This window comes from Microbulbifer pacificus (assembly GCF_033723955.1).
Taxonomy (GTDB): Bacteria; Pseudomonadota; Gammaproteobacteria; order Pseudomonadales; family Cellvibrionaceae; genus Microbulbifer; species Microbulbifer pacificus.
This window is the reverse complement of record NZ_CP137555.1, coordinates 567,253-586,225: the sequence shown is the minus strand read 5'-3', so window position 1 is coordinate 586,225 and position 18,973 is coordinate 567,253. Positions and strand designations below refer to the sequence as shown.

General features: G+C 58.7%; 15 protein-coding genes. 4 read left to right on the top strand and 11 right to left on the bottom strand.

Annotation, left to right across the window (positions count from 1 at the left end):
* Nucleotides 1–62 precede the first annotated feature (62 nt).
* The 3 genes from R5R33_RS02545 to R5R33_RS02535 form a co-directional block, all read right to left on the bottom strand.
* Nucleotides 63–800, bottom strand: coding sequence for a hypothetical protein (locus tag R5R33_RS02545; protein ID WP_318954498.1), 738 nt, complete (start codon nucleotides 798–800; stop codon nucleotides 63–65).
* A 100-nt stretch (nucleotides 801–900) separates the two neighbouring features.
* The gene (locus R5R33_RS02540; protein ID WP_318954497.1) at nucleotides 901–1,431 is read right to left on the bottom strand and encodes a PH domain-containing protein; all 531 of its coding nucleotides are present in this window, start codon (nucleotides 1,429–1,431) and stop codon (nucleotides 901–903) included.
* A 115-nt stretch (nucleotides 1,432–1,546) separates the two neighbouring features.
* A complete protein-coding gene (locus R5R33_RS02535; protein ID WP_318954496.1) occupies nucleotides 1,547–2,659 on the bottom strand; it encodes a PaaI family thioesterase in 1,113 nt (370 codons plus the stop codon).
* Nucleotides 2,660–2,808: 149 nt separating this feature from the next.
* On the opposite strand from R5R33_RS02535, the gene gndA reads away from it, so the two are divergent.
* Nucleotides 2,809–4,329, top strand: coding sequence for an NADP-dependent phosphogluconate dehydrogenase (gene gndA / locus R5R33_RS02530; protein ID WP_318954495.1), 1,521 nt, complete (start codon nucleotides 2,809–2,811; stop codon nucleotides 4,327–4,329).
* 76 nt (nucleotides 4,330–4,405) lie between these two features.
* Here gndA and rdgC read toward each other — a convergent pair whose 3' ends face one another.
* The 6 genes from rdgC to R5R33_RS02500 all read right to left on the bottom strand — a co-directional run bounded on the left by rdgC (nucleotide 4,406) and on the right by R5R33_RS02500 (nucleotide 10,864).
* Nucleotides 4,406–5,395, bottom strand: a complete 990-nt coding sequence (gene rdgC, locus R5R33_RS02525) for a recombination-associated protein RdgC (protein WP_318954494.1) — start codon at nucleotides 5,393–5,395, stop codon at nucleotides 4,406–4,408.
* Nucleotides 5,396–5,526: 131 nt separating this feature from the next.
* The gene (locus R5R33_RS02520) at nucleotides 5,527–6,165 is read right to left on the bottom strand and encodes an HAD family hydrolase (RefSeq protein WP_318954493.1); all 639 of its coding nucleotides are present in this window, start codon (nucleotides 6,163–6,165) and stop codon (nucleotides 5,527–5,529) included.
* A gap of 32 nt (nucleotides 6,166–6,197) precedes the next feature.
* Entirely contained in the window at nucleotides 6,198–6,665 is a 468-nt protein-coding gene (gene ybaK, locus R5R33_RS02515) for a Cys-tRNA(Pro) deacylase (RefSeq protein ID WP_318954492.1), read from the bottom strand.
* Nucleotides 6,666–6,767: 102 nt separating this feature from the next.
* A complete protein-coding gene (locus tag R5R33_RS02510) occupies nucleotides 6,768–7,148 on the bottom strand; it encodes a VOC family protein (protein WP_318954491.1) in 381 nt (126 codons plus the stop codon).
* Between the two features lie 121 nt (nucleotides 7,149–7,269).
* Complete coding sequence (locus R5R33_RS02505) at nucleotides 7,270–8,742, bottom strand: aminoacyl-histidine dipeptidase (RefSeq protein ID WP_318954490.1); 1,473 nt, start codon at nucleotides 8,740–8,742, stop codon at nucleotides 7,270–7,272.
* 130 nt (nucleotides 8,743–8,872) lie between these two features.
* Nucleotides 8,873–10,864 carry a VacB/RNase II family 3'-5' exoribonuclease gene (locus tag R5R33_RS02500; protein ID WP_318954489.1) on the bottom strand — a complete coding sequence of 664 codons (1,992 nt, stop codon included), beginning with the start codon at nucleotides 10,862–10,864 and terminating at the stop codon, nucleotides 8,873–8,875.
* A 350-nt stretch (nucleotides 10,865–11,214) separates the two neighbouring features.
* On the opposite strand from R5R33_RS02500, the gene R5R33_RS02495 reads away from it, so the two are divergent.
* From R5R33_RS02495 to R5R33_RS02485, 3 genes are all read left to right on the top strand, one after another.
* The gene (locus R5R33_RS02495; protein WP_318954488.1) at nucleotides 11,215–12,303 is read left to right on the top strand and encodes a Glu/Leu/Phe/Val dehydrogenase dimerization domain-containing protein; all 1,089 of its coding nucleotides are present in this window, start codon (nucleotides 11,215–11,217) and stop codon (nucleotides 12,301–12,303) included.
* A 250-nt stretch (nucleotides 12,304–12,553) separates the two neighbouring features.
* The gene (locus R5R33_RS02490) at nucleotides 12,554–15,400 is read left to right on the top strand and encodes a M16 family metallopeptidase (RefSeq protein ID WP_318954487.1); all 2,847 of its coding nucleotides are present in this window, start codon (nucleotides 12,554–12,556) and stop codon (nucleotides 15,398–15,400) included.
* A gap of 179 nt (nucleotides 15,401–15,579) precedes the next feature.
* Nucleotides 15,580–16,902 carry a metal-dependent hydrolase family protein gene (locus tag R5R33_RS02485; RefSeq protein ID WP_318954486.1) on the top strand — a complete coding sequence of 441 codons (1,323 nt, stop codon included), beginning with the start codon at nucleotides 15,580–15,582 and terminating at the stop codon, nucleotides 16,900–16,902.
* Between the two features lie 176 nt (nucleotides 16,903–17,078).
* On the opposite strand, the gene R5R33_RS02480 is transcribed toward R5R33_RS02485, so the two are convergent.
* A complete protein-coding gene (locus R5R33_RS02480; RefSeq protein WP_318954485.1) occupies nucleotides 17,079–17,801 on the bottom strand; it encodes an SIMPL domain-containing protein in 723 nt (240 codons plus the stop codon).
* 67 nt (nucleotides 17,802–17,868) lie between these two features.
* Entirely contained in the window at nucleotides 17,869–18,966 is a 1,098-nt protein-coding gene (locus R5R33_RS02475; protein ID WP_318954484.1) for a hypothetical protein, read from the bottom strand.
* Nucleotides 18,967–18,973: the final 7 nt, after the last annotated feature.

Here is an 18,973-nt window from a genome sequence, read left to right as displayed (position 1 = left end):
AGTCTTTCGGGCATAAGTTCACTCGCTAGCGGTTGCTGGGTTGATGCAATGATTTCATCACATCAACCGCCCCAAATCACCGCATCGGGAATCAGGTAATACTCCTGCTGCCCGGCAGCAAGCCACCAATTGTCGCCCTGGCGCTGCCAGTTGAGGGGGCTGTTGTCGTCGGTGCTGAAGCGGTCATTGTCGAAGTAGAGTACGCGTTGCCCCTGTTCTGGCAGTGGCTTGGTGGTGCGAATCTCCGCTCCTCCGGACTTGCGTTTGACCTGGAAGGGACAATCGCGGCGGAAGCTGGGCTCTCCGGCGGAGCAGGGCAGGATTCCTCTGGCATCGTAGGCCCAGGTCTGGCCGCGATCGCCGCCGCGGGAGCGGGGGTGGCTGCTGTGGTTGCCGTCGATATCGACACGTAATTTGAAGTCGGCAGATTCGTTGCGGCGCGCGGCACTGCGAATCATATACACCTGAATAGTGTAGGTGCCACTCGCCGGCAGTTCGGTAGCGAATCGGTCACCGCTGGTTGAACCGATAAATATCGCCGCATCCCCCGGGCCAGTGCCCGGTGCGAACACATTGAAATACGTGGCGGTATGACTGGTGGCAAGCGCCACCTCCATTTGTTGCCCGGCTTTTGCAGTCACCTTGTAATTCATCGTTTCGTAACCGGAGATACTGCCGGTCACGGAAGTGCCCGTGGCGCTTTTGGCGAACTGGAGGATTTCGGTTCGCGCTTCTTCAGCGCAGACTGCGGAAGTGAGCCCCAATAGCAGTAATATTCCGATCGTCGCAACAAACTTCATCGGAATTCCTCCAATATGAAATGGCGCGAATTTAATTTGCCAAAATTCAGTGTAGTCCAGAGGCTCGCTGCAGGGCGATAACGTGACGGCCCCTAGGGATTCACCCAGTCTTGCTTTCCGTGAGCCCTGACAAAGCTTCCTGGAACTGTTCCGGTTTATCCGGGGTGACCACAATAGTTCGCGCTGGCAACTGGATGACCACGGTATGGGACATATCCGTGGCAAAGGCGCGGTAACGCCCCAGTTTCTGATTGCGAAACAGGCCGCTGAACGCAAAAAAACCACCGTTTCCGAACAGGCGGATGGAGCCTTTGGTGGCGTCCGGTTCGAAACTGACGGACTTCAGCCCATTCAGCACAATGCGGGTTTTCCAGCCCGGGCGCAGCACCCACAAATTGCGGCCCTGCACACGATAGCCGCGCACCGCAAACAGCGCAGACAACAGCAGAACCCCCGGGCACATCCATATGCTTAACTGATACATAAGCGGTGGATTTTCCGGTGCCTTCAGCCAGAGAATGGTGCTGATACCCAACAGGATGACGCTGGTCAGCAGCGTAATGAAGGTCAGCTGGCGGCTCCAGGGCGCGCTGAATTCAATGGCGCGAGCGATATTTGGTGAACTGGGCATACTGGATTGGTGTGATGGTTGTTGGTGCGGTGGCTGCTGGTTTGGTGGTTGTAGGTGCACAGGTTGGCATCGGGGAATTTTAATCTAACACCGGCCATTCCAGGAAATGCGGGCTCTACTGCTGTGCAAAGGCGTTCGTCGCACGGGCAATGATGGCTTCGGGAGGCAGTCCCTGACTGAGTTGTCTTGCTCCGCCCGGTATCACCAGCGCGGATGCCGTGGCCATCGCCAGGCGTTTTCCTGCGGCGTTGACGATATCACAGGAGGCTACTCTCAATTGCCTGCCGCGGTGGTGTACGCGGCTGGTGAGTGTGATGTCACCGTCATTGATCGCGGCGGGACGCATGAAACGAATGTGGATATCGAGCGTTGCAAAAAGATCACCCGCGGGAAGAGTCGAGTAGACCGCTGCGCCCATGGTGAAATCCGCGGCCCAGGCGAGCATTCCTCCATAAATGACCACGTTGCCGTTGGAAAACCAGGGGGAGGAAGGCAGCCGGGATTCACAATAGCCGTCTTTGATATCGCGAACACGGTAACCGGTGAAATGCCAGACCGGGTGCGTGCGCCCCTGAGAGATGGTCGCCTGTTGGCATGCGATGGGAACGACATCGCCGAAACCCGCCATATCATCCAGGCTAACTTCCGGCGGCGGGCGCCGGTAAGGGTCGGGTCCATCGGATGGCCCCAGATCAGGCTCCGGATAGTGTTCTTGTTCATCGATGGGAAAGTCGGCGATCAGGCAGCGTGAACTGCCAAACGCCAGCATCCTTCCCTGGTGATCGGTAATTTCCACGGTGGACAGGCCTACCTGGCTGCCGGAATGCACCGTTTTTGCCCGTCCGATCAGGTTCGGGGTTTCGCGGCTCATCGGCCTCACGTAGCAGAGATTCAATTCCGAGGTGGAGAGGATTTTCCCTTTTGGCAGGGTGGTCCAGATGGCGGCCGCCAGGGGCGAGTCGGCAAACAGCGCATACAGTCCTCCCCAGTAGATACCGACAAAATCTTCAAGCCAGGGTGTGACCGGCATGGAGAATGTCGCCGTGCCCAACCCGACCTCGGTAGCCTGGATGCCGGTAAGGCGCCAGACCGGAGGTGCGGGGAGTTCACCGTGGGCGAACTTTCGGAAGGTATCCTGCCCGGGCTGTTGCAGGACTCGCAGGTCAGCGATAGCACCCCGGCAGGGTTCGTCGGGGATATTTGGGTGCCCACTTTGACTGGACGTCATGCCACCTCCAAATTCAATATGCGCGGGGCCTTGCGGGATACTAGCGTGGCTCCAGCGGGCTCACTAATTTGGCCTTTCTGCTCCCGGCGGCCGCCCCTGATTGCTATACTCCGCCCGCTTCAAGCTGTACCCAAATTCTGGAGAAATACATGTCGGATTCACGCTGCGATATCGGTTTTATTGGCGCGGGCGTCATGGGGAAAAACCTCATTCTCAATCTCGTCGACAACGGATACCGCGTGTGTGCGTTTGACCTGGATCACGGTCGCCTGGATGCACTGCTGGCCCAGGATGCCAAGGAACGCGGCGACCAGCCGCCGCGGGTGGAAGTGTGCAACTCCTACACCGAGTTGCTCGCGCGGGTGAAGGCGCCACATCTGGTGATTCTCTCGGTACCCGCGGGTGCGCCGGTGGACGACGTGTGCAACAAGCTGCTCGATGCGGGACTGCGCGCGGACGATATCGTGATCGACACCGGCAACAGCCTGTGGACCGACTCGGTAAAGCGCGCCAGGCGTTACGAGGGCAAGCTGATTTTCTTCACCACCGCAGTATCCGGCGGTGAGTTGGGTGCCCGTTTTGGACCATCGCTGATGCCCAGTGGTGACCGCTATGCCTGGGCACGTATCGAGCCTGTGTGGCATGCCATTGCCGCCAAGGTGGATCCCGCCAGCGGTCAGCCCATCGAGCGTTTTGAACCCGGCAATCCCGTCACCGAAGGCGAGCCCTGTGCCGCGTATATCGGCCCAATCGGTTCCGGCCATTTCGTGAAAATGGTGCACAACGGCATCGAGTACGCGGATATGCAGATGATCTGCGAAGTGTACGACGTGATGCGCAGCGCCCTGGAAATGACGCCGCAGGAAATCGCGGAGATTTTGCGCGAGTGGAACAAGGGGGTACTCCACAGTTACCTGATCGACATCAGTGCACAAGTCCTGGACACCCCGGACTCCATCACCGGCAAGCCGCTGGTGGATATGATCCTCGACCGCGCCGGCCAGAAAGGCACAGGCCTGTGGACCGCGGTGGACGCCCTGAAACTGGGCTGCCCGGCACCGAGTATCGCAGAGGCCGTGTTTGCCCGGGCCCTGTCGACACGCAAGGTATTGCGCACCCGCGCGGCCAAGAAACTGGCCGGCCCGGACGTGGCGCCAGTGGCGAAGGACAAGCGCGACGAAATCATCGCGCAACTGCACGATGCACTCTATTGCGCAAAAATCTGTGTGTACGCGCAGGGCTTCGACCTGATGAAGCTCGCCGCCCGCGAGCAGGGATGGGAGCTGAATTTTGCAGAAATCGCGCGTATCTGGCGTGCCGGTTGTATCATCCGTGCGGTATTCCTGCAGTCCATCAGTGACGCCTATGAGCGCGATGTAAAGCTCTCTAACCTGCTGCTGGACGACTTTTTTGTCGAGCAGATTGCCAGCCACCAGGGTAACTGGCGCCGCGCGGTGGCAGATGCCACCATCGGTGGTATTCCGGTACCGGCACTGTCCTCGGCACTCAGCTACTACGACGCCTTCCGTCGTGAATCCCTGCCGGCCAATTTGTTGCAAGCGCAAAGGGATTTCTTCGGTGCGCATACCTTCTCTCGGGTGGATCGACCCGAGCAGGAAAAGTATCACGTGCTCTGGAGCGAAGCCGGGCGACCGGTCAAAAAAGTGTAAGCAATCCAGAACGAAGAAGGCCGCAAAATTGCGGCCTTCTTCGTTATCGTGGAAATCGATTGCCCGGATTTTTCAATCAGACTTCTTCCACTTCCGCAGCCAATGTCTGTTCGCGATCCTCACGGGTTGCGCGGGCGACGATTTCATCGACGCTGGCGGTGTCGGTATTCAGTCCGCCGAAGGCCTGCAACAGGTCTTTCAGCAATGCGGAAATTTCCAGGGTCATTACCGAGAACTCGACATCAAAACGCTGCGCGGCACTATCCGCGTCCACGTTGTCGGCCTTCTCGGTAACGGCATCACTAAATTTTAGGCGTTTGATCGCGAGCTGGTCGTCTACCATCAGCTCCACACCGTCGCGCCAGATAAGTCCCAGCTTGTGCACCTGCATGCCGGCAACCAGATGGTTGTGGATTTCCTCCGCGCACAGGTCCTGGTTTTTGCAGCGGATCACGCTGCCGGCTTCCTGCGGGTCGCGCAGCTCGCACTCGTTGCCGAACTCGAAATTCACCGGTGCTTCCGGCGCGGAGAGCCAGTGGGTCATGGACTGCTGGGGGATGTTCTTGGCGGTGAGCGGTACCACCGACAGGCTGCTGATCGCCTCGCGCAGGTTTTCCAGCAGTTCTTCCGCGGCCTTGGCGGAGGATGCATTCACCACAATCCAGCCATCTTTGGGGTCGATGTAGGCAAACTGCAGGCGCGAGCGGGCGAACGCCTTGGGGCGCATTTCCAGCAGCACTTCGTCCTTCAGGTTCTGCCGCTCCTTGCGACCGACGCTGCGGGCTTCCTTGTCGGCAATGGCCTGAGCCATCTCCTCGACCTTTTCGTTCACCACCGCCGCGGGGATGACCTTTTCCTGCTTTTTCGCACACACCATCAGGTAGCCATTGGCGGCGTGCACCAGCTCGCTGCCGTGGCGCCCGAGCGGCGCTACCCAGCCGTAGCGGGCCATGTCCTGGCTACCGCAGGGGGTGAAGGTATCAGGTTCGAGCAGCTCGTTCAGCTGTTCAGCGGAGAGGGTGAATTCACGGGTAAGGCGGTAGACGCGCAGGTTTTTAAACCACATACAGCAGGCCGTTTGTTGTCGGAGTTATCGGAATCGTCAAAGCGGCCGTGCATTATGCGGCAACCGCGGTGGCAGGGCCAGCAGCGGGGCCGGCCAATCGGGAACACGAGGTCACATCTGTGGGGGCTGCCTCAAAACTGCTGGCAAATCTCCGCAGGACTGGAGAAAAGGTAGGTGGGGTGGTGTTCTTGCAGTTCCTGGGGTGAACCGTATCCCCACAGTACACCGGCAGAGTGCAGATGGTTTTTATGCGCGGCAGTCAGGTCAAAGTGGCGGTCGCCGATCATCAACGCTTGTGTGCTAATACACTCTTCTGCGAGCAATTTTTCCAGTTGCTGCCACTTGGCAATGCCCACATCGCCGCCGCTGACGAATTCAAAGTAGTGGCGCAGGTTGAACTGCTCGAGAATCCTTCCGGCAAAGTCTGCACGCTTGGAGGTACAGACCCCGAGGCGGACACTGTCATTGCTACAGAGGTTCTCCAGCATCTCGGCGACGCCGGGGTAGAGTGTATTTTCCACATAGCCGGTCTCGCCGTAGCGCTCGCGGTATTTATTTACCATGGAACGGATGAGGACCTCGTCGCTGCTTCCGGACAATTGCGCCATGGTCTGCTCAAGCGGCGGACCTATGTGTGGCGTGAGTTCGTCGGCTGGGCGGGGGGCGAAATCGTGAAATTCCAGCGCGTGGTTCATGCAATTGATGAAGCCCTCGGCTGGGTCGCTCAGTGTGCCGTCCAGGTCAAATAGCAGCCATTCGTAGTGGGTCATGCAGTGCGTCTTTCAATTCCTTGGAAGGTTTTTCAGATAACCAGTTCCGCAAACTTTCCCCGCGTCAGTTGCAGCAGATCCTGGGGAGCCAGTTCAATTTCCAGCCCGCGACGGCCGGCGCTGACGAAGATAGTGGGCTGGGCTTCCGCGGAATGGTGCAGGAAGGTGGGCAGGAGTTTTTTCTGTCCCAGCGGGCTCACGCCACCGAGTACGTAGCCGGAAGAGCGCATCACATCGTTCTTGTCCGCCATTGCTGCTTTTTTTGCACCAGCCGCCTTGGCGATCAGTTTCATATTGAGCTGTGTTTCCACCGGCAGGATGGCGACGGCGAGAGATTTTCCATCCAGCGACACTACAAGCGTTTTGAATACCTGCTTTGGGTCCAGCCCGAGCTTTTCCGCGGCCTCAAGGCCGTAGGATTCCGCAGCGGGATCGTGACTGTATTCGTGGATCTGATAGGAAATTTTCGCTTTGGTGGCGCTGTTGATCGCGGGAGTCATGATGCATTCCTTGCAGGTTTGATCACGTGATGTTGATCGCAATGATTCGCAGCGGAAATGTCCGGTGAGCCAGTCTCGTACTGGCTTACCGGATATTTGGGCTTAGCCCATACGGTGCAGTGCGCAGATTTTGTTGCCGGAGGGATCGCGCAGGTAGGCGAGATACAGATTGCCGTTAGGGGTCTCGCGCACGCCGGGTGGATCTTCACACTCGGTGCCGCCGTTGGCCAGTCCAGCGACATGCCAGGCATCGGCTGCGGCGGGACTGTCCGCAGTAAAGCCAATGGTGGAGCCATTACCGTGGGAGGCAGGCTCATTGTTCAGCGGCTTGGTAATCGCAAAAACACCGGAGGGAGTAAAGTAGAAACAGCGGCCTTTTGCATCCATTACGCCGGGCTTATGGCCCATGGCACCGAGAATGGCATCGTAGAAGGCCTTGGAAGCTTCGACGTCATTTGCGCCGATCATGATATGACTGAACATGGAATCTCTCCCGTTTTAATGTATCTATTGATTGGAGATAACTGGATTTCTGCAACGATTATCCCGGCTAGCAAAGCTGCCGGGATAATCACGCGCGGCTAATTCGCTTCTTGAATTGAAGTTACCCGGCCGTTGGAATCGCCGCAACGACTTTCAGGAAATAATCCCAGAAGTTCGCCACGCTCTGGATATGCACCCGCTCTTCCGGCGAGTGCGCGCGGCGGATGGTGGGGCCGAAGGAGACCATGTCCCAGTTGGGGTAGGGTTTGGCCAGCAGGCCGCATTCGAGGCCGGCGTGGATCACTTTTACTTCGGGCTCTTTGCCTTCCATTTCTTGGTAGACGTCTTTCATCAGTGCCAGCAGTGGCGACTGCATATTAGGTGTCCAGCCCGGGTAAGCATTGTCCAGGCTCGCCTGCGCACCGGCGAGCTGGAACGCGGCGGCCACATTGAGGCCGTGCTCATCGCGGGCAGTATCGGAGAGGCTGCGCACCAGGCACTGGATACGCACGCGGCTGTTGCCGTTCTCGTTTTCGGTGACGACGCGAGCCAGATTGTTGGAAGTATCGGCGATGCCCTCGAGCGCGGTGCTCATACGCTCCACGCCGTTGGGGCAGCAGCGGATGATACGGATCAGTTTCAGCTGGGCGTCTGCGTCCATAACGGATGCGGGCGCATCGGTAGCGTCCAATGCGATATCCAGTTTGGCTTCGTTATCCAGCTCCGTTTTGATCACCGCAATTGCTTGCTGCGCGATGTCCAGCAGCTGGGCGGTGTTAGCGGCGGGCACGGTGATAACACTGAATGACTCGCGCGGAATGGCGTTGCGCAGGCTGCCGCCATCGAGGCTGGCGATGCGCAATTCGGGAATCTGTTGCAGCGCGGCGTCGATGATACGGTTGGCGATCTTGTTGGCGTTGCCGCGGCCCTTGTCGATATCCAGACCGGAGTGGCCGCCACGCAGGCCGCGCACGCTCAGTTTGAACGCCTGATGCCCGGCGGGAACCGGCTCCGCGGTGTAGGGCAGGGAAGCATTCACGTCCACGCCGCCGGCACAGCCCACATAGAGTTCACCCTCGTCCTCGGTGTCGAGGTTCAGCAGCAGGTCGGCCTCGAAGTGGCCGGGCTGCAGGTTCTTGGCACCGGTCATGCCCGCTTCTTCGTCGATGGTCAGCAGGGCTTCCAGGGCCGGGTGGGGGATATCCGTGGATTCCATCAGTGCGAGGATCGCGGCCACGCCGATGCCATTGTCGGCACCGAGGGTGGTGCCTTCGGCGGTCACCCACTCGCCATCGATATAGGGCTTGATGGAATCGGTGAGAAAGTCGTGTTCGGTATCGGCATTTTTCTGCGGCACCATGTCCACATGGCTCTGCATCGCCAGGGTTTTGCGGTCTTCCATACCCGGGGTGGCCGGCTTCTTGATGATGACGTTGCCGATCTGGTCCAGCTTGACGTCGAGGCTGCGGTTCTTGGCAAAATCGACGATATACGCCACAACCTTGTCTTCGTGTTTGGACGGGCGCGGGATCTCGCACAGTTTGGCGAAGTGTTTCCACAGGGGCGCGGGGGTGAGGTTAGCGATGGTCGACATTGGATTTCCTTATATTTGGGCCCGGGGGTTATGACCGCGATCCGGGTTGGGCCGAAAAAAGCCGCGGTGCTTTTGGCGCCGCGGCTGGAACTGTGTGTGAAATTGCGCTTTTGAAATTGTAGTGACGGAATTACTCGGCAGTGTGGTCGGCCTGCTCGGGTGCTGCATCCACCTGGCTTTGGTCCGGCGTATCCGTCACCAGTTCAAGGGCGATGCGGCGCTTGTCGGTATCCACCGCACCCACCTTCACCTGTACCTCCTGGTCCAGCTGGAAGCGCTCATCGCCACGGGTGATCCGCAGGCGCTTGCCGTCAAACTCGAACGGATTCTTTTTGCCGTTGAAGCGCACGAAGCCGTTGATGCCGTTTTCCTCGAGACGCACGCCGATGCCGGCGCCGTTTACCAGGGTGATCTTGCCGGTGAACGTTTCGCCCACTTTGCCTTCCAGGTATTGGCAATACAGCCACTGCTGCAGCGCGCGGTCCGCCTGACGGCCGGTGGCCACGCTCTGCTGCAGGGCTTCGCCCTGTTCGTCGTTGAGTGACGGAAGCTCGCTGCCAGCTTGGGCGGCACGCAGGGCGCGGTGGTTGTGCAGATCATTGAACTTGCGGATAGGGGAGGTGACGGTGGCGTAGTGCGCGAGGCCGAGTCCCAGGTGCGGGGCGGCCTTGTTGGATAACTCGCCCGGGCGCAACATGCGCTTCAGCACCGCCAGCACGTTTTTCATTTCCGCGTCTGCGTGGCCTTCGAGGTGTTTGACCAGTTTCAGATAGACGTCCAGCTGGTGCAGATCCTGCTCCGCGTATTCGGGCAGTGCGTCTTTCAGCAGCGCACGAATTTCCGCCATGCGTTCGTCGCGGAAGCCCAGGTGAATGGAGAAGCAACCGGCACCGAGTTCCGCGAGCTTTTCGCCGGCGCAGATGTTGGTGGCGAGCATGGCTTCTTCCACCATGCGCTGGGCCGCGGTGCGCTCCTGCTTTTCAATGCGCTCAATCTTGCGCTGGTCATTCAGGATCAGCTCGTAGTCCGGGCGGTCTTCCATCATTAGCGAGTGACCGGCGCGGTAGCTGGTGCGGGCTTTGCTCAGGGCGTCGAGCAGGCGCAGGCTCTGCTGCTGGTCCGCGGGCACCGCGCTGTCGTCGCCTTCGATAAAGCGCGCCACCTGGTTGTAACTCAGTTTGTGCTGGGAGCGGATCGCGGCGAATTCGTATTCGCAGCCATTGAGGGCGCCGTCGCTGCCAATGGCAATATGCAGCACCAGCGCCGGGCGCAGCTCGCCCGCCAGCAGCGAGAAGCTGTTTTCGCACAGGTTTGCCGGCAGCATCGGCAGGGTTTCACCGGTGAGATAGACACTGTTGGCGCGCTGGCGCGCTTCCTTGTCGAGGGGCGAACCCGGTTCGATAAGGCTGGAAGGGTCGGCCACGGCGATGTGCAGGTTCCAGCCGTTGTCCGCGGCGGTGACGGCAAGGGCGTCGTCCATATCCCGGGTGGTCTCGGCGTCGATGGTGACAAAGCCCAGATCGGACAGATCCTTGCGCTCGGCGCACAGCGCTTCCAGTTTCGCCGGGATGGCCTCCGCCTGCTCGAGGGCGGCCAAGCTGAACTGGTTCGGCAGTCGGTGCTGGGCAACGATAAACGCGTGTTCGATACCGGCCATGTCCGGCTTGCCGATTACGCATTCCACTTTCGCCTGGGACTTGCCGTCCTTGAACGGGTGGCGATTGATGGAGCAGGCGATGAACTCACCAGGCTGCGCCTTGCCGCGCGCTTTGGGTGGCAGGAAGATCCAGCGCGACAGGCCCGGCTCACTGGGCTGGATAAAGTGGCCCTGGCCCCGCTGGATATATTGCCCCACCAGGTAGGTAAGGCTGGATTCGATCAGCTGGTCCAGCTCGGCGGTGAGCTTTCCCTGTTCCTCTTCGGTCAGGCTTATACGCACCCGGTCGCCGGGGAATACCCGGTCCATTTCCGCCGGCGGCAGGAATGCCTCGCGGCCGTCGTCCAGCACCACAAACCCGAACTTGCCGCTGCTGCCGCGCACACGCCCCTCGGCAAATTCCTTGGAAGAGCGGATTTCGGTTTTCAACTGGGTCAGCTGCTTGAGGGCGTCGGCATTCAGCATGGAGGCTTCTCTGGTGGTTTCTCGGTTGGCTTCTCTGCGTGGAGGAAGTTCTGTTTGGGCGCGGATTCTACCAGACGGAGGATTACAGACCAGTTAGGCGGGGGATACATTGCTGTATGTTTGGTGACCATTTGGCGGTGATGATTACCTGGAGTTGTTTCATCCTAATAAAAATCGATATGTGGGATGTGGTTTATACCGATGGGTCTGTTGGCGCAAAGAACGCAATGCCCGTACGGTGCTGGAGGCTATATTCTTAGGGGCCTAGAATAAAGCGCGGTTGCGGATGGAGCTGACAAAATCGGCCGAGTCTGGCGCCGTTGTAAAACCGGCCTCCGGAGAGGATAGAAATGAGCATATTTTCCCACCCCGCATACGATAATCACGAAGAAGTGGCCTTTTACCACGACGCCAAAAGCGGTTTGAAGGCCATTATTGCCGTCCACAACACCAATCTCGGCCCCGCCCTCGGCGGCTGCCGTATGTGGCCTTATGCGGATGATTCCGAGGCCCTGAAAGACGTACTGCGTCTGTCCCGCGGCATGACCTACAAATCCGCGATGGCCGGCCTGAAGCTGGGCGGTGGCAAGTCCGTGATCATCGGCGATCCGCGCAAGCAGAAGACTCCGGAACTGCTGCGTGCCATGGGTGACTTCCTCAATACCCTGGGTGGCAAATACATCACGGCCGAAGATTCCGGCACCAGCGTGGCGGATATGAAAATCATCGGCGAGCGCAGCCAGTTCGTTTCCGGTGTGATTCCAGGCCAGGAACATGGTGGTGACCCGTCTCCGTCTACCGCATACGGTGTATTTGTGGGCCTCAAGGCTGCGGTTGCACACCGCTGGGGTCGCACCGATCTGAACGGTCTCAAGGTTTCTATCCAGGGCGTGGGCAATGTGGGCTTCCGCCTCGCCAAGCTGCTGAAGGACGCCGGTGCGGAGCTGTATGTTACCGATATTTTCCAGGACAACATCGATCGCGCCGTCAACGAGCTGGGTGCGACTGCGGTGGGCGCCGACGAAATTTTCGATCTGGATGTGGACCTGTTCGCCCCCTGTGCGCTGGGCGCCATCCTCAACGACAACACCATCAGCCGTCTGAAAGTGGGTGCCATCGCCGGCGCCGCCAACAACCAGCTGGCGGAAGAGCGCCACGCTCAGGTGCTGAAAGAGAAAGGCATCCTGTATGCGCCGGACTATGTCATCAACGCTGGTGGCATCATTGATGTCTATTACCAGAAGGTCGGCCAGGAGCAGGGCGAATACAACGCCGAGCAAGTGAAGGCGCACATCGAAACCATCGGCACCACCATGCAGGAAGTTTTCCAGCGCGCCGATGAAACCGGTGAAACCACCGCACACGTGGCCGACCGTATTGCCGAAGAGCGCTTTGGGCACAAGGATGCACTGAACAAGGCGGATTCCGCCGCTGCTTAAGCCGATCCGCACAGGAAACCTGTGCGTGATCCGCAATCCCTGACGACAAATCGTCTCTCTGTGAAGTATTTTTCGGGCGCTACGGCGCCCGTTTTTTCGCCTACACTTTTACCCGCTTGCCCCATTTGCCGGTGCTTCTGACCTGGGGAATTTCTCCCGACTATCCTTCAGTCTGAGAGCTGTCTTTGCAGACTCTGCCCGGCCGTGTGCAATTTTGCCGAGAGCAACCGAAAAATCAGGATAGATGACAATGGATATGCGAACTGCCCTGTGGCCCGCTGGCCTGTTAGCCGTGTTTCTTCTGGGCAGCGTGGCTGGTTGCGACCGCCAGCAGGAGGCAACCGGTGCGGACCATAAGGTGCACAAGGCACTCAGCGTCGACAAGGAAGCCGCGGCCAGCAGCAAGGCAGCCGCCAGTGGTAATGACGCATTTGTGGAGCCGCCAAAAATCGTGCTGCCATACCACAAGGAAGTTCTCGACAACGGCCTCACCGTCATCGTTCACGAAGACCCCAAAGCACCGGTGGTGGCGATCAATATCTGGTACAAGGTGGGCTCCAAGGATGAGACCCGCGGCAAAACCGGGTTTGCCCACCTGTTTGAGCACCTGATGTTCAACGGCTCGGAAAACTTCCCCGGCGAGTACTTCGAACCGTTCCAGCGCTCCGGCGCCACCGATATGAACGGCACCACCAATAACGATCGCACGAATTATTTTGAAACCGTCCCCAAGGGCGCGCTGGATATGGCGCTGTGGATGGAATCGGACCGTATGGGGCATTTCAAGGGCGCCATCAGCCAGGAAAAGCTCGACGAGCAGCGCGGCGTGGTCAAGAACGAAAAACGTCAGGGTGAAAATGCGCCTTACGGCCAGGCGTTTGACTTGATTGCCACCAATACTTTCCCCTCAGACCATCCGTATTCGTGGACCACGATCGGCTCCATGGAAGACCTGGACAACGCCAGTCTCGACGACGTCAAGCAGTGGTTTTCCGATTACTACCAGCCCGCCAATGCAATTCTGGCCATCGCCGGCGATATCACGGTCGAGGAGGCCATGAAGAAAGCCCGCCAGTATTTCGGCGGCATTCCCAGTACCTCGGTGCCGCAGGAGCTGAAGAACTGGGAGCTTCCAAACCAGGTCAACAAGCGTCTCGAGGTCACCGACCAGGTGCCCCAGGCGCGAATTTACAAAGTATGGAATGTGCCGGCCATTGGCAGTGACGAAGAAAACGCCCTGGATCTTCTCACATCCCTGCTGGCGAATCGAAAAAATTCCCTGCTGTACCGCCGCCTGGTGCGGGATGAAAAGGTCGCCACCAGCGTCAGCGCCTTTTATTACGGCCGCCAGTTGGCCGGGCAGCTGATATTGATGGTGGACGTGAAACCCGGGGTGTCGGTGGAAAAGGTCGAGAAGTTACTCGATAAGGAATTGCGAGAGTTCGCCCGCACCGGTGTTAGTGTGGAAGAGTTGAAGCGTATCAAGCAGAGCGAGTTCGCCAGTCTGGTGAAGGGGCTGGAAAAAATCGGTGGCTTCGGCGGCAAGACCGATATTCTCGCCAGCTCGGAGTTCTATTACGAAGACCCCAACGCGCTGGTGACGGGACTTGATGATTACGCCAGGGTGTCCGTCAACGATGTGCAAAACGTGGCACAGAAGTGGCTGAAGCCGCAGCACTTCACGCTGGTGATACAACCGAAGGATAAATACGCGGTTGCCGGCGAAGATGTGGATCGCAGCAAACTGCCGGTGGTAGACAAAACCGTGGAGCTCGAGCTTCCACAACAGCAGTCCTTCACCCTGGACAATGGGCTCAAGGTAGTGCTGGCGGAGCGTCACGATACCCCCGTTGTTCTCATGAGCCTGCAGTATCGCAGTGGTGCTTCCGCCGATGGCGACAAGCCTGGCCTTGCATCCGTGGTGGCGCGAATGCTGAGTGAGGGCGCGGGCAAATACGACAGTTTGGCGTTCAGTGCCCGTCAGGAGGAATTGGGCGCGAGTATCGGCGCCGGCAGCGGCCTCGATTACAACACCTTGAGTTTCAGTGCGCTTAAATCCCAGTTGGAATCCTCTCTGGAACTGTTCCGCGATGTTATTTCCAGTCCGCTATTTCCGGAAGAGGACCTGGCCAGGGTCAAATCCAACTGGCTGGACTCCATTCGACAGGAAGAGGCGCAGCCCCAGGGGCTGGCGATGCGAAAGCTGCCTCCGTTGCTGTTTGGCAAGGATCACCCCTACGGTGCGCCGCTGACAGGCTCGGGAACACCGGAGGCGATCGAATCGATTACCCGCGACGACCTGTTGAAATTCCACGAGACCTGGTTGCGCCCGGACAACGCCCAGCTCACCGTGGTGGGCGATATCACCAAGGATGAACTCCAGAAACTGTTGAACCATACCCTGGGCGACTGGCGCGCACCAAAAGATCCGGTGCCGAAACTGAATATCCCGCAGGTTGCACGACCGGAAAAACCGCGTATCTACCTGCTCGACCGCCCGGGCGCGCAACAGAGCTTCATCATGGCGGGATTGGTGATGCCGGAGTGGACACCGGAAAAAGCCGAGGCCTTCGATGCGATGGCATCCGCCATCGCCGGAAAATTCACTTCGCGTATCAACATGAACTTGCGCGAGGAGAAGCACTGGTCCTACGGTGCGCGTGCGGTTTCCCTGGATACGGAGGCACAGCGCCCGTACATCGTGTTTGCGCCCGTGCAGACCGACAAGACCGCGCAGGCCATGCAGGAATTACTGAAAGAGTACAAAGCCTATCTGAGTACGCGGCCGATCGAGGAAGTGGAGCTCAAGGACTACCAGGACGATGAAGTGCTGAAGCAGAGTGCGCTCTTCCAGACCAAAGGGCAGTTGCTTTCAAGCATCGCCTGGCAGGTAGAAAAAGGGTTGCCGCCGGAATATATCGCGGACTACCCCCAGCGGGTCAGTGCCCTGACCAAGGAACAGGTGGCGGCGGCGGCGAAGGAATACCTGGCGCCGGAGCAGTTTACCTGGATGGTGGTTGGCGACCTGAGCAAGATCCAGAAAGACATCGAGGCACTTGGTATCGGGCAGGTGGAAGTCATTCCCACCACTGAATAGCCTTAGCGGGGCTTGTCGAAAGCCCGGTTGCGATAGCACCGGGCTTTTTTTATATCGCGGAAATGCGCTACATTGATCGCGCCTTTTTTGTGACCGACAGTGAAGTCATGATCAATAAGTAAAAAAACAGTATAAAAATGGGCGGCTGAAATCGCGGCCCACTAAGATCCGGGGGCCCAATGACTACTCATCTAGCAAAATCGTATTTTGTAACGCGCGGTTTCAGCCGTCTGTTGGCAAGCGTCGTTCTCGCCTGGTCGTCGGCTTCAAGCGCGGAAAATATCGCGGTACACGCGGGCTGGCTGTTCGATAGCGAACGCGGCCGTCTGCACGAAAAGCGCACCGTACATATCGTCGATGACCGGGTGGAATCCGTTGAACGCGGGTTTACCAGGCGCGACGGCGAGCGCGTGATCGACCTGAGTGCGTTTACCGTGCTGCCGGGCTTGATGGATATGCATACCCATCTCGCCTTTGAATACGGCCCGCGTACCTATGTTGAAACCTTTACCTGGAACCCGGCCGATTACACCTTGCGCGCAGTCAATACCGCCGAGCGTACCCTGATGGCCGGGTTTACCACCGTGCGGGATCTGGGAGACAAGGAAAATGTCACCTTGAGCCTGCGCAATGCCATCAATCGCGGCGACATTGTCGGCCCGCGGGTGTACACCGCCGGTAAATCCATTGCCACCACCGGCGGCCATGCCGATCCCACCAATGGCTATCGCCAGGACCTGATGGGCAGCTCGGGGCCGGCCGATGGTGTGGTAAACGGCGTGGCCAGCGCCCGCGAGGCGGTGCGCCAGCGCTACAAAGACGGCGCGGACCTGATCAAGATCACCGCCACCGGCGGTGTGTTGAGTGTTGCCAAGAGCGGCCAGAATCCGCAATTCATGCAGGATGAGCTGGAGGCGATTGTTGCAACCGCGAAGGACTATGGGTTTACCGTGGCAGTCCACGCCCACGGCAAGGAAGGTATGGAGCGGGCGATCCGCGCCGGGGTGGATTCCGTCGAACACGGCACTTATATGGATGAGGAAACCATGGCGCTGATGCGGGAGCACGGCACCTGGTATGTGCCCACGCTGATGGCGGGGGACTGGGTCACCCAGAAGGCTGCGGTGGAGGGGTTTTTTCCGGACATGGTGCGCACCAAGGCGGCGAAAATTGGCCCTCTTATCCAGGATACGTTTTACCGTGCCCACCGGAAGGGGGTGAAAATTGCCTTCGGTACCGATACCGGGGTCAGCCGCCACGGCGACAATGCGAAAGAATTTTCCCTGATGGTGCAGGGCGGTATGAGCCCCGCCGACGCCATTCGTTCAGCCACCTTGAATGCCGCGCAACTTTTGAAAGTGGAAGATCAACTGGGCAGTATTGCCGCGGGTAAGTGGGCGGATATGATCGCGGTGGTTGGCAATCCACTGGAAGACATTACCGCGTTGGAGCGGGTGCGGTTTGTGATGAAAGGTGGGGAAGTTTTCAAACAGCCTGAATAGCGCTGCATTTTAGATCGGTGGCGGTGGCGCTACCGGGTACAGGGTTGTGAGACGCGCCGTGAACCCATCCCTGGGGGCTCTTCCGCGAGGTCCCTCTCGCGGAAGGTCTCACAACCCTGTACCCGGTATCGCCACCTTCTCGTCCACGTTTAGTGGTCTGAAGACTTAGCTTCGATTTATTTCGCCAGTTCGAATACCAGTTCCATATTCACTGAAACCGAAGTCTCTCCCACTGCAATCGGCGTGCTGGCACTGTCTTTGGCGGAAGCCATTTCTGCGCGCATCATCGGCCGTGGCATGCCGCCATGGCTGCCTTCAGAAATACTCACGATTCTGAGTACCTTGGTGCCGAGGGCATCCGCATAGGATTTCGCGCGGGCCTGGGCCTGCTTCAGAGCTTTTTCACGGGCTTCGGCCAGCAGTGGTTCCGGCTCGCCGATGGAGAAGCTGGGACCATGGATCTGGTTGGCGCCTGCGGCGGTGAGCAGATCGATCACCTTGCTCAGTTCATCCAGCTTGCGCACGGTAATACTGACGGTGTTGTGCGCCTGGTAACCGAGTAGCTGGCGTTCGCGGTTGGGTTGGTAGTCGTAACGGGGCATCAGGTTAATGCCGCTGGTTTGTACGTCTTTGTCTGCGATGCCGGCCTTTTTAATGGCTTTCATCAGTTTGTCCATCTGCTCAGCGTTGGCCTGCATGGCCGCGCTGCTTTCGCTCGCTTCGGTGACAACACCGGCGGAAATATTGGCGATGTCCGGGGCCTGGCTGGCTTCACCCTGGGAGGAGATGGAAATCAGCGTACCGGACGGGCGCTTGTCGGAATCACTGCCGCAGCCGCTAGCGAATACAACGAGGCCTGCAAGCAGGCCGGCGGAAAACAGTTTCAGAGTCTTTTGCATGGCGAATCCTTTTATTGCCAGTAAAACATCATTGACGGTGCTCATTGTTGCGCCGGAAAGATGAATATCAGGTGAACAGGCGCGCGAAGGTTTCCTCTTGCGGATGGTAGAGCGCAAAACCCAGCCTCAATAATTGCTGGCGGCGATCACACAGAACATTTTTTTGCCGCAGTTCTTCCTGCAATTTTTCTGCATTTTCCGCGCTGCCGCAGCGGAAGGTGAAGAAATGTCCGTGGCCATTTTCCAGATCGTGGGCGATGAGATTGTCGTGGTTCAGCAGCGGATGTTGTGCGTCGTCCATGGCCGCGAGAAAGCGCTGCTGATTGCCCAGTACATAATTGTGGATGCTGGTTACTGAAATACCTTCACTTTCGTACAGGTCGAGAACCGCCAGGGCCTTGTACAGCGGGGAGTAGTCCATGGTGGCGCCGGCAAAGCGCAGCCAGTCGTTGCCAAACCCTACACCTTCCGCGCGGTTTTCCAGCTCCGCCATTTCCGCAAACCAGCCGGTGTTGAGCGGGCGCAGCTCGCAATTGCGCGGAATGGTCATAAAACACATGCCTTCGCCGGCACCCAGGTATTTGTAGGAACCCGCGGTGTAGAAGACCTTGTCGGCGATGGCGGAGAGATCTGTGGGACGCGCGAAGAACGCGTGGTAGCCGTCGATCACCATCTGGGTGGTGTCGGGCTTGCGCGCGGCCAATTCCAGCAGGCCCGGGAAGGCCACGCCGGAATCAAAAAAGACCTGGCTGGCGTAAGCCAGATGGTAACGACCGCTCTGCAGTTCCTGCTCGAAGCGCTGGGGCAGGGTGGCGAATGGCTGTGTGGCCACGCGCACCACTTCCACATTGGGGAGCTCTTCCAGGCGCAGCAGCTGGCGGGCGAAGCTGTAAAATTCGCCATCGGTGGTGAGAATACGCAGAGGCTGGTTCAGATCAAAGGCGCTGATCAGCCGGTACACCAGCTCGTGGGTGTTGGGGGCGAGCGCAATCTGTTGCGGTGCCGGGTGATTCAGGGCACTGGCGATGCCGCGCTGGAAGGCGGGTATCTTTTCACCGAAAATTTTCTCCCACTTGCTGTCGGCCATCTGTGCGGCGTCCTGCCAGTAGGCGTTGACGGCGTCCAGGGTGACGTCTGGCCAGTAGTGGTGAGAGTGGCATGCCATGTGCAGA

What these genes read in the sequence shown, in the direction of transcription:
- R5R33_RS02545 (WP_318954498.1), bottom strand. Translation starts at nt 800, where the DNA reads ATGAAGTTTGTTGCGACGATCGGAATATTACTGCTATTGGGGCTCACT.
- R5R33_RS02540 (WP_318954497.1), bottom strand. Translation starts at nt 1,431, where the DNA reads ATGCCCAGTTCACCAAATATCGCTCGCGCCATTGAATTCAGCGCGCCC.
- R5R33_RS02535 (WP_318954496.1), bottom strand. Translation starts at nt 2,659, where the DNA reads ATGACGTCCAGTCAAAGTGGGCACCCAAATATCCCCGACGAACCCTGC.
- gndA (WP_318954495.1), top strand. Translation starts at nt 2,809, where the DNA reads ATGTCGGATTCACGCTGCGATATCGGTTTTATTGGCGCGGGCGTCATG.
- rdgC (WP_318954494.1), bottom strand. Translation starts at nt 5,395, where the DNA reads ATGTGGTTTAAAAACCTGCGCGTCTACCGCCTTACCCGTGAATTCACC.
- R5R33_RS02520 (WP_318954493.1), bottom strand. Translation starts at nt 6,165, where the DNA reads ATGACCCACTACGAATGGCTGCTATTTGACCTGGACGGCACACTGAGC.
- ybaK (WP_318954492.1), bottom strand. Translation starts at nt 6,665, where the DNA reads ATGACTCCCGCGATCAACAGCGCCACCAAAGCGAAAATTTCCTATCAG.
- R5R33_RS02510 (WP_318954491.1), bottom strand. Translation starts at nt 7,148, where the DNA reads ATGTTCAGTCATATCATGATCGGCGCAAATGACGTCGAAGCTTCCAAG.
- R5R33_RS02505 (WP_318954490.1), bottom strand. Translation starts at nt 8,742, where the DNA reads ATGTCGACCATCGCTAACCTCACCCCCGCGCCCCTGTGGAAACACTTC.
- R5R33_RS02500 (WP_318954489.1), bottom strand. Translation starts at nt 10,864, where the DNA reads ATGCTGAATGCCGACGCCCTCAAGCAGCTGACCCAGTTGAAAACCGAA.
- R5R33_RS02495 (WP_318954488.1), top strand. Translation starts at nt 11,215, where the DNA reads ATGAGCATATTTTCCCACCCCGCATACGATAATCACGAAGAAGTGGCC.
- R5R33_RS02490 (WP_318954487.1), top strand. Translation starts at nt 12,554, where the DNA reads ATGGATATGCGAACTGCCCTGTGGCCCGCTGGCCTGTTAGCCGTGTTT.
- R5R33_RS02485 (WP_318954486.1), top strand. Translation starts at nt 15,580, where the DNA reads ATGACTACTCATCTAGCAAAATCGTATTTTGTAACGCGCGGTTTCAGC.
- R5R33_RS02480 (WP_318954485.1), bottom strand. Translation starts at nt 17,801, where the DNA reads ATGCAAAAGACTCTGAAACTGTTTTCCGCCGGCCTGCTTGCAGGCCTC.
- R5R33_RS02475 (WP_318954484.1), bottom strand. Translation starts at nt 18,966, where the DNA reads ATGGCATGCCACTCTCACCACTACTGGCCAGACGTCACCCTGGACGCC.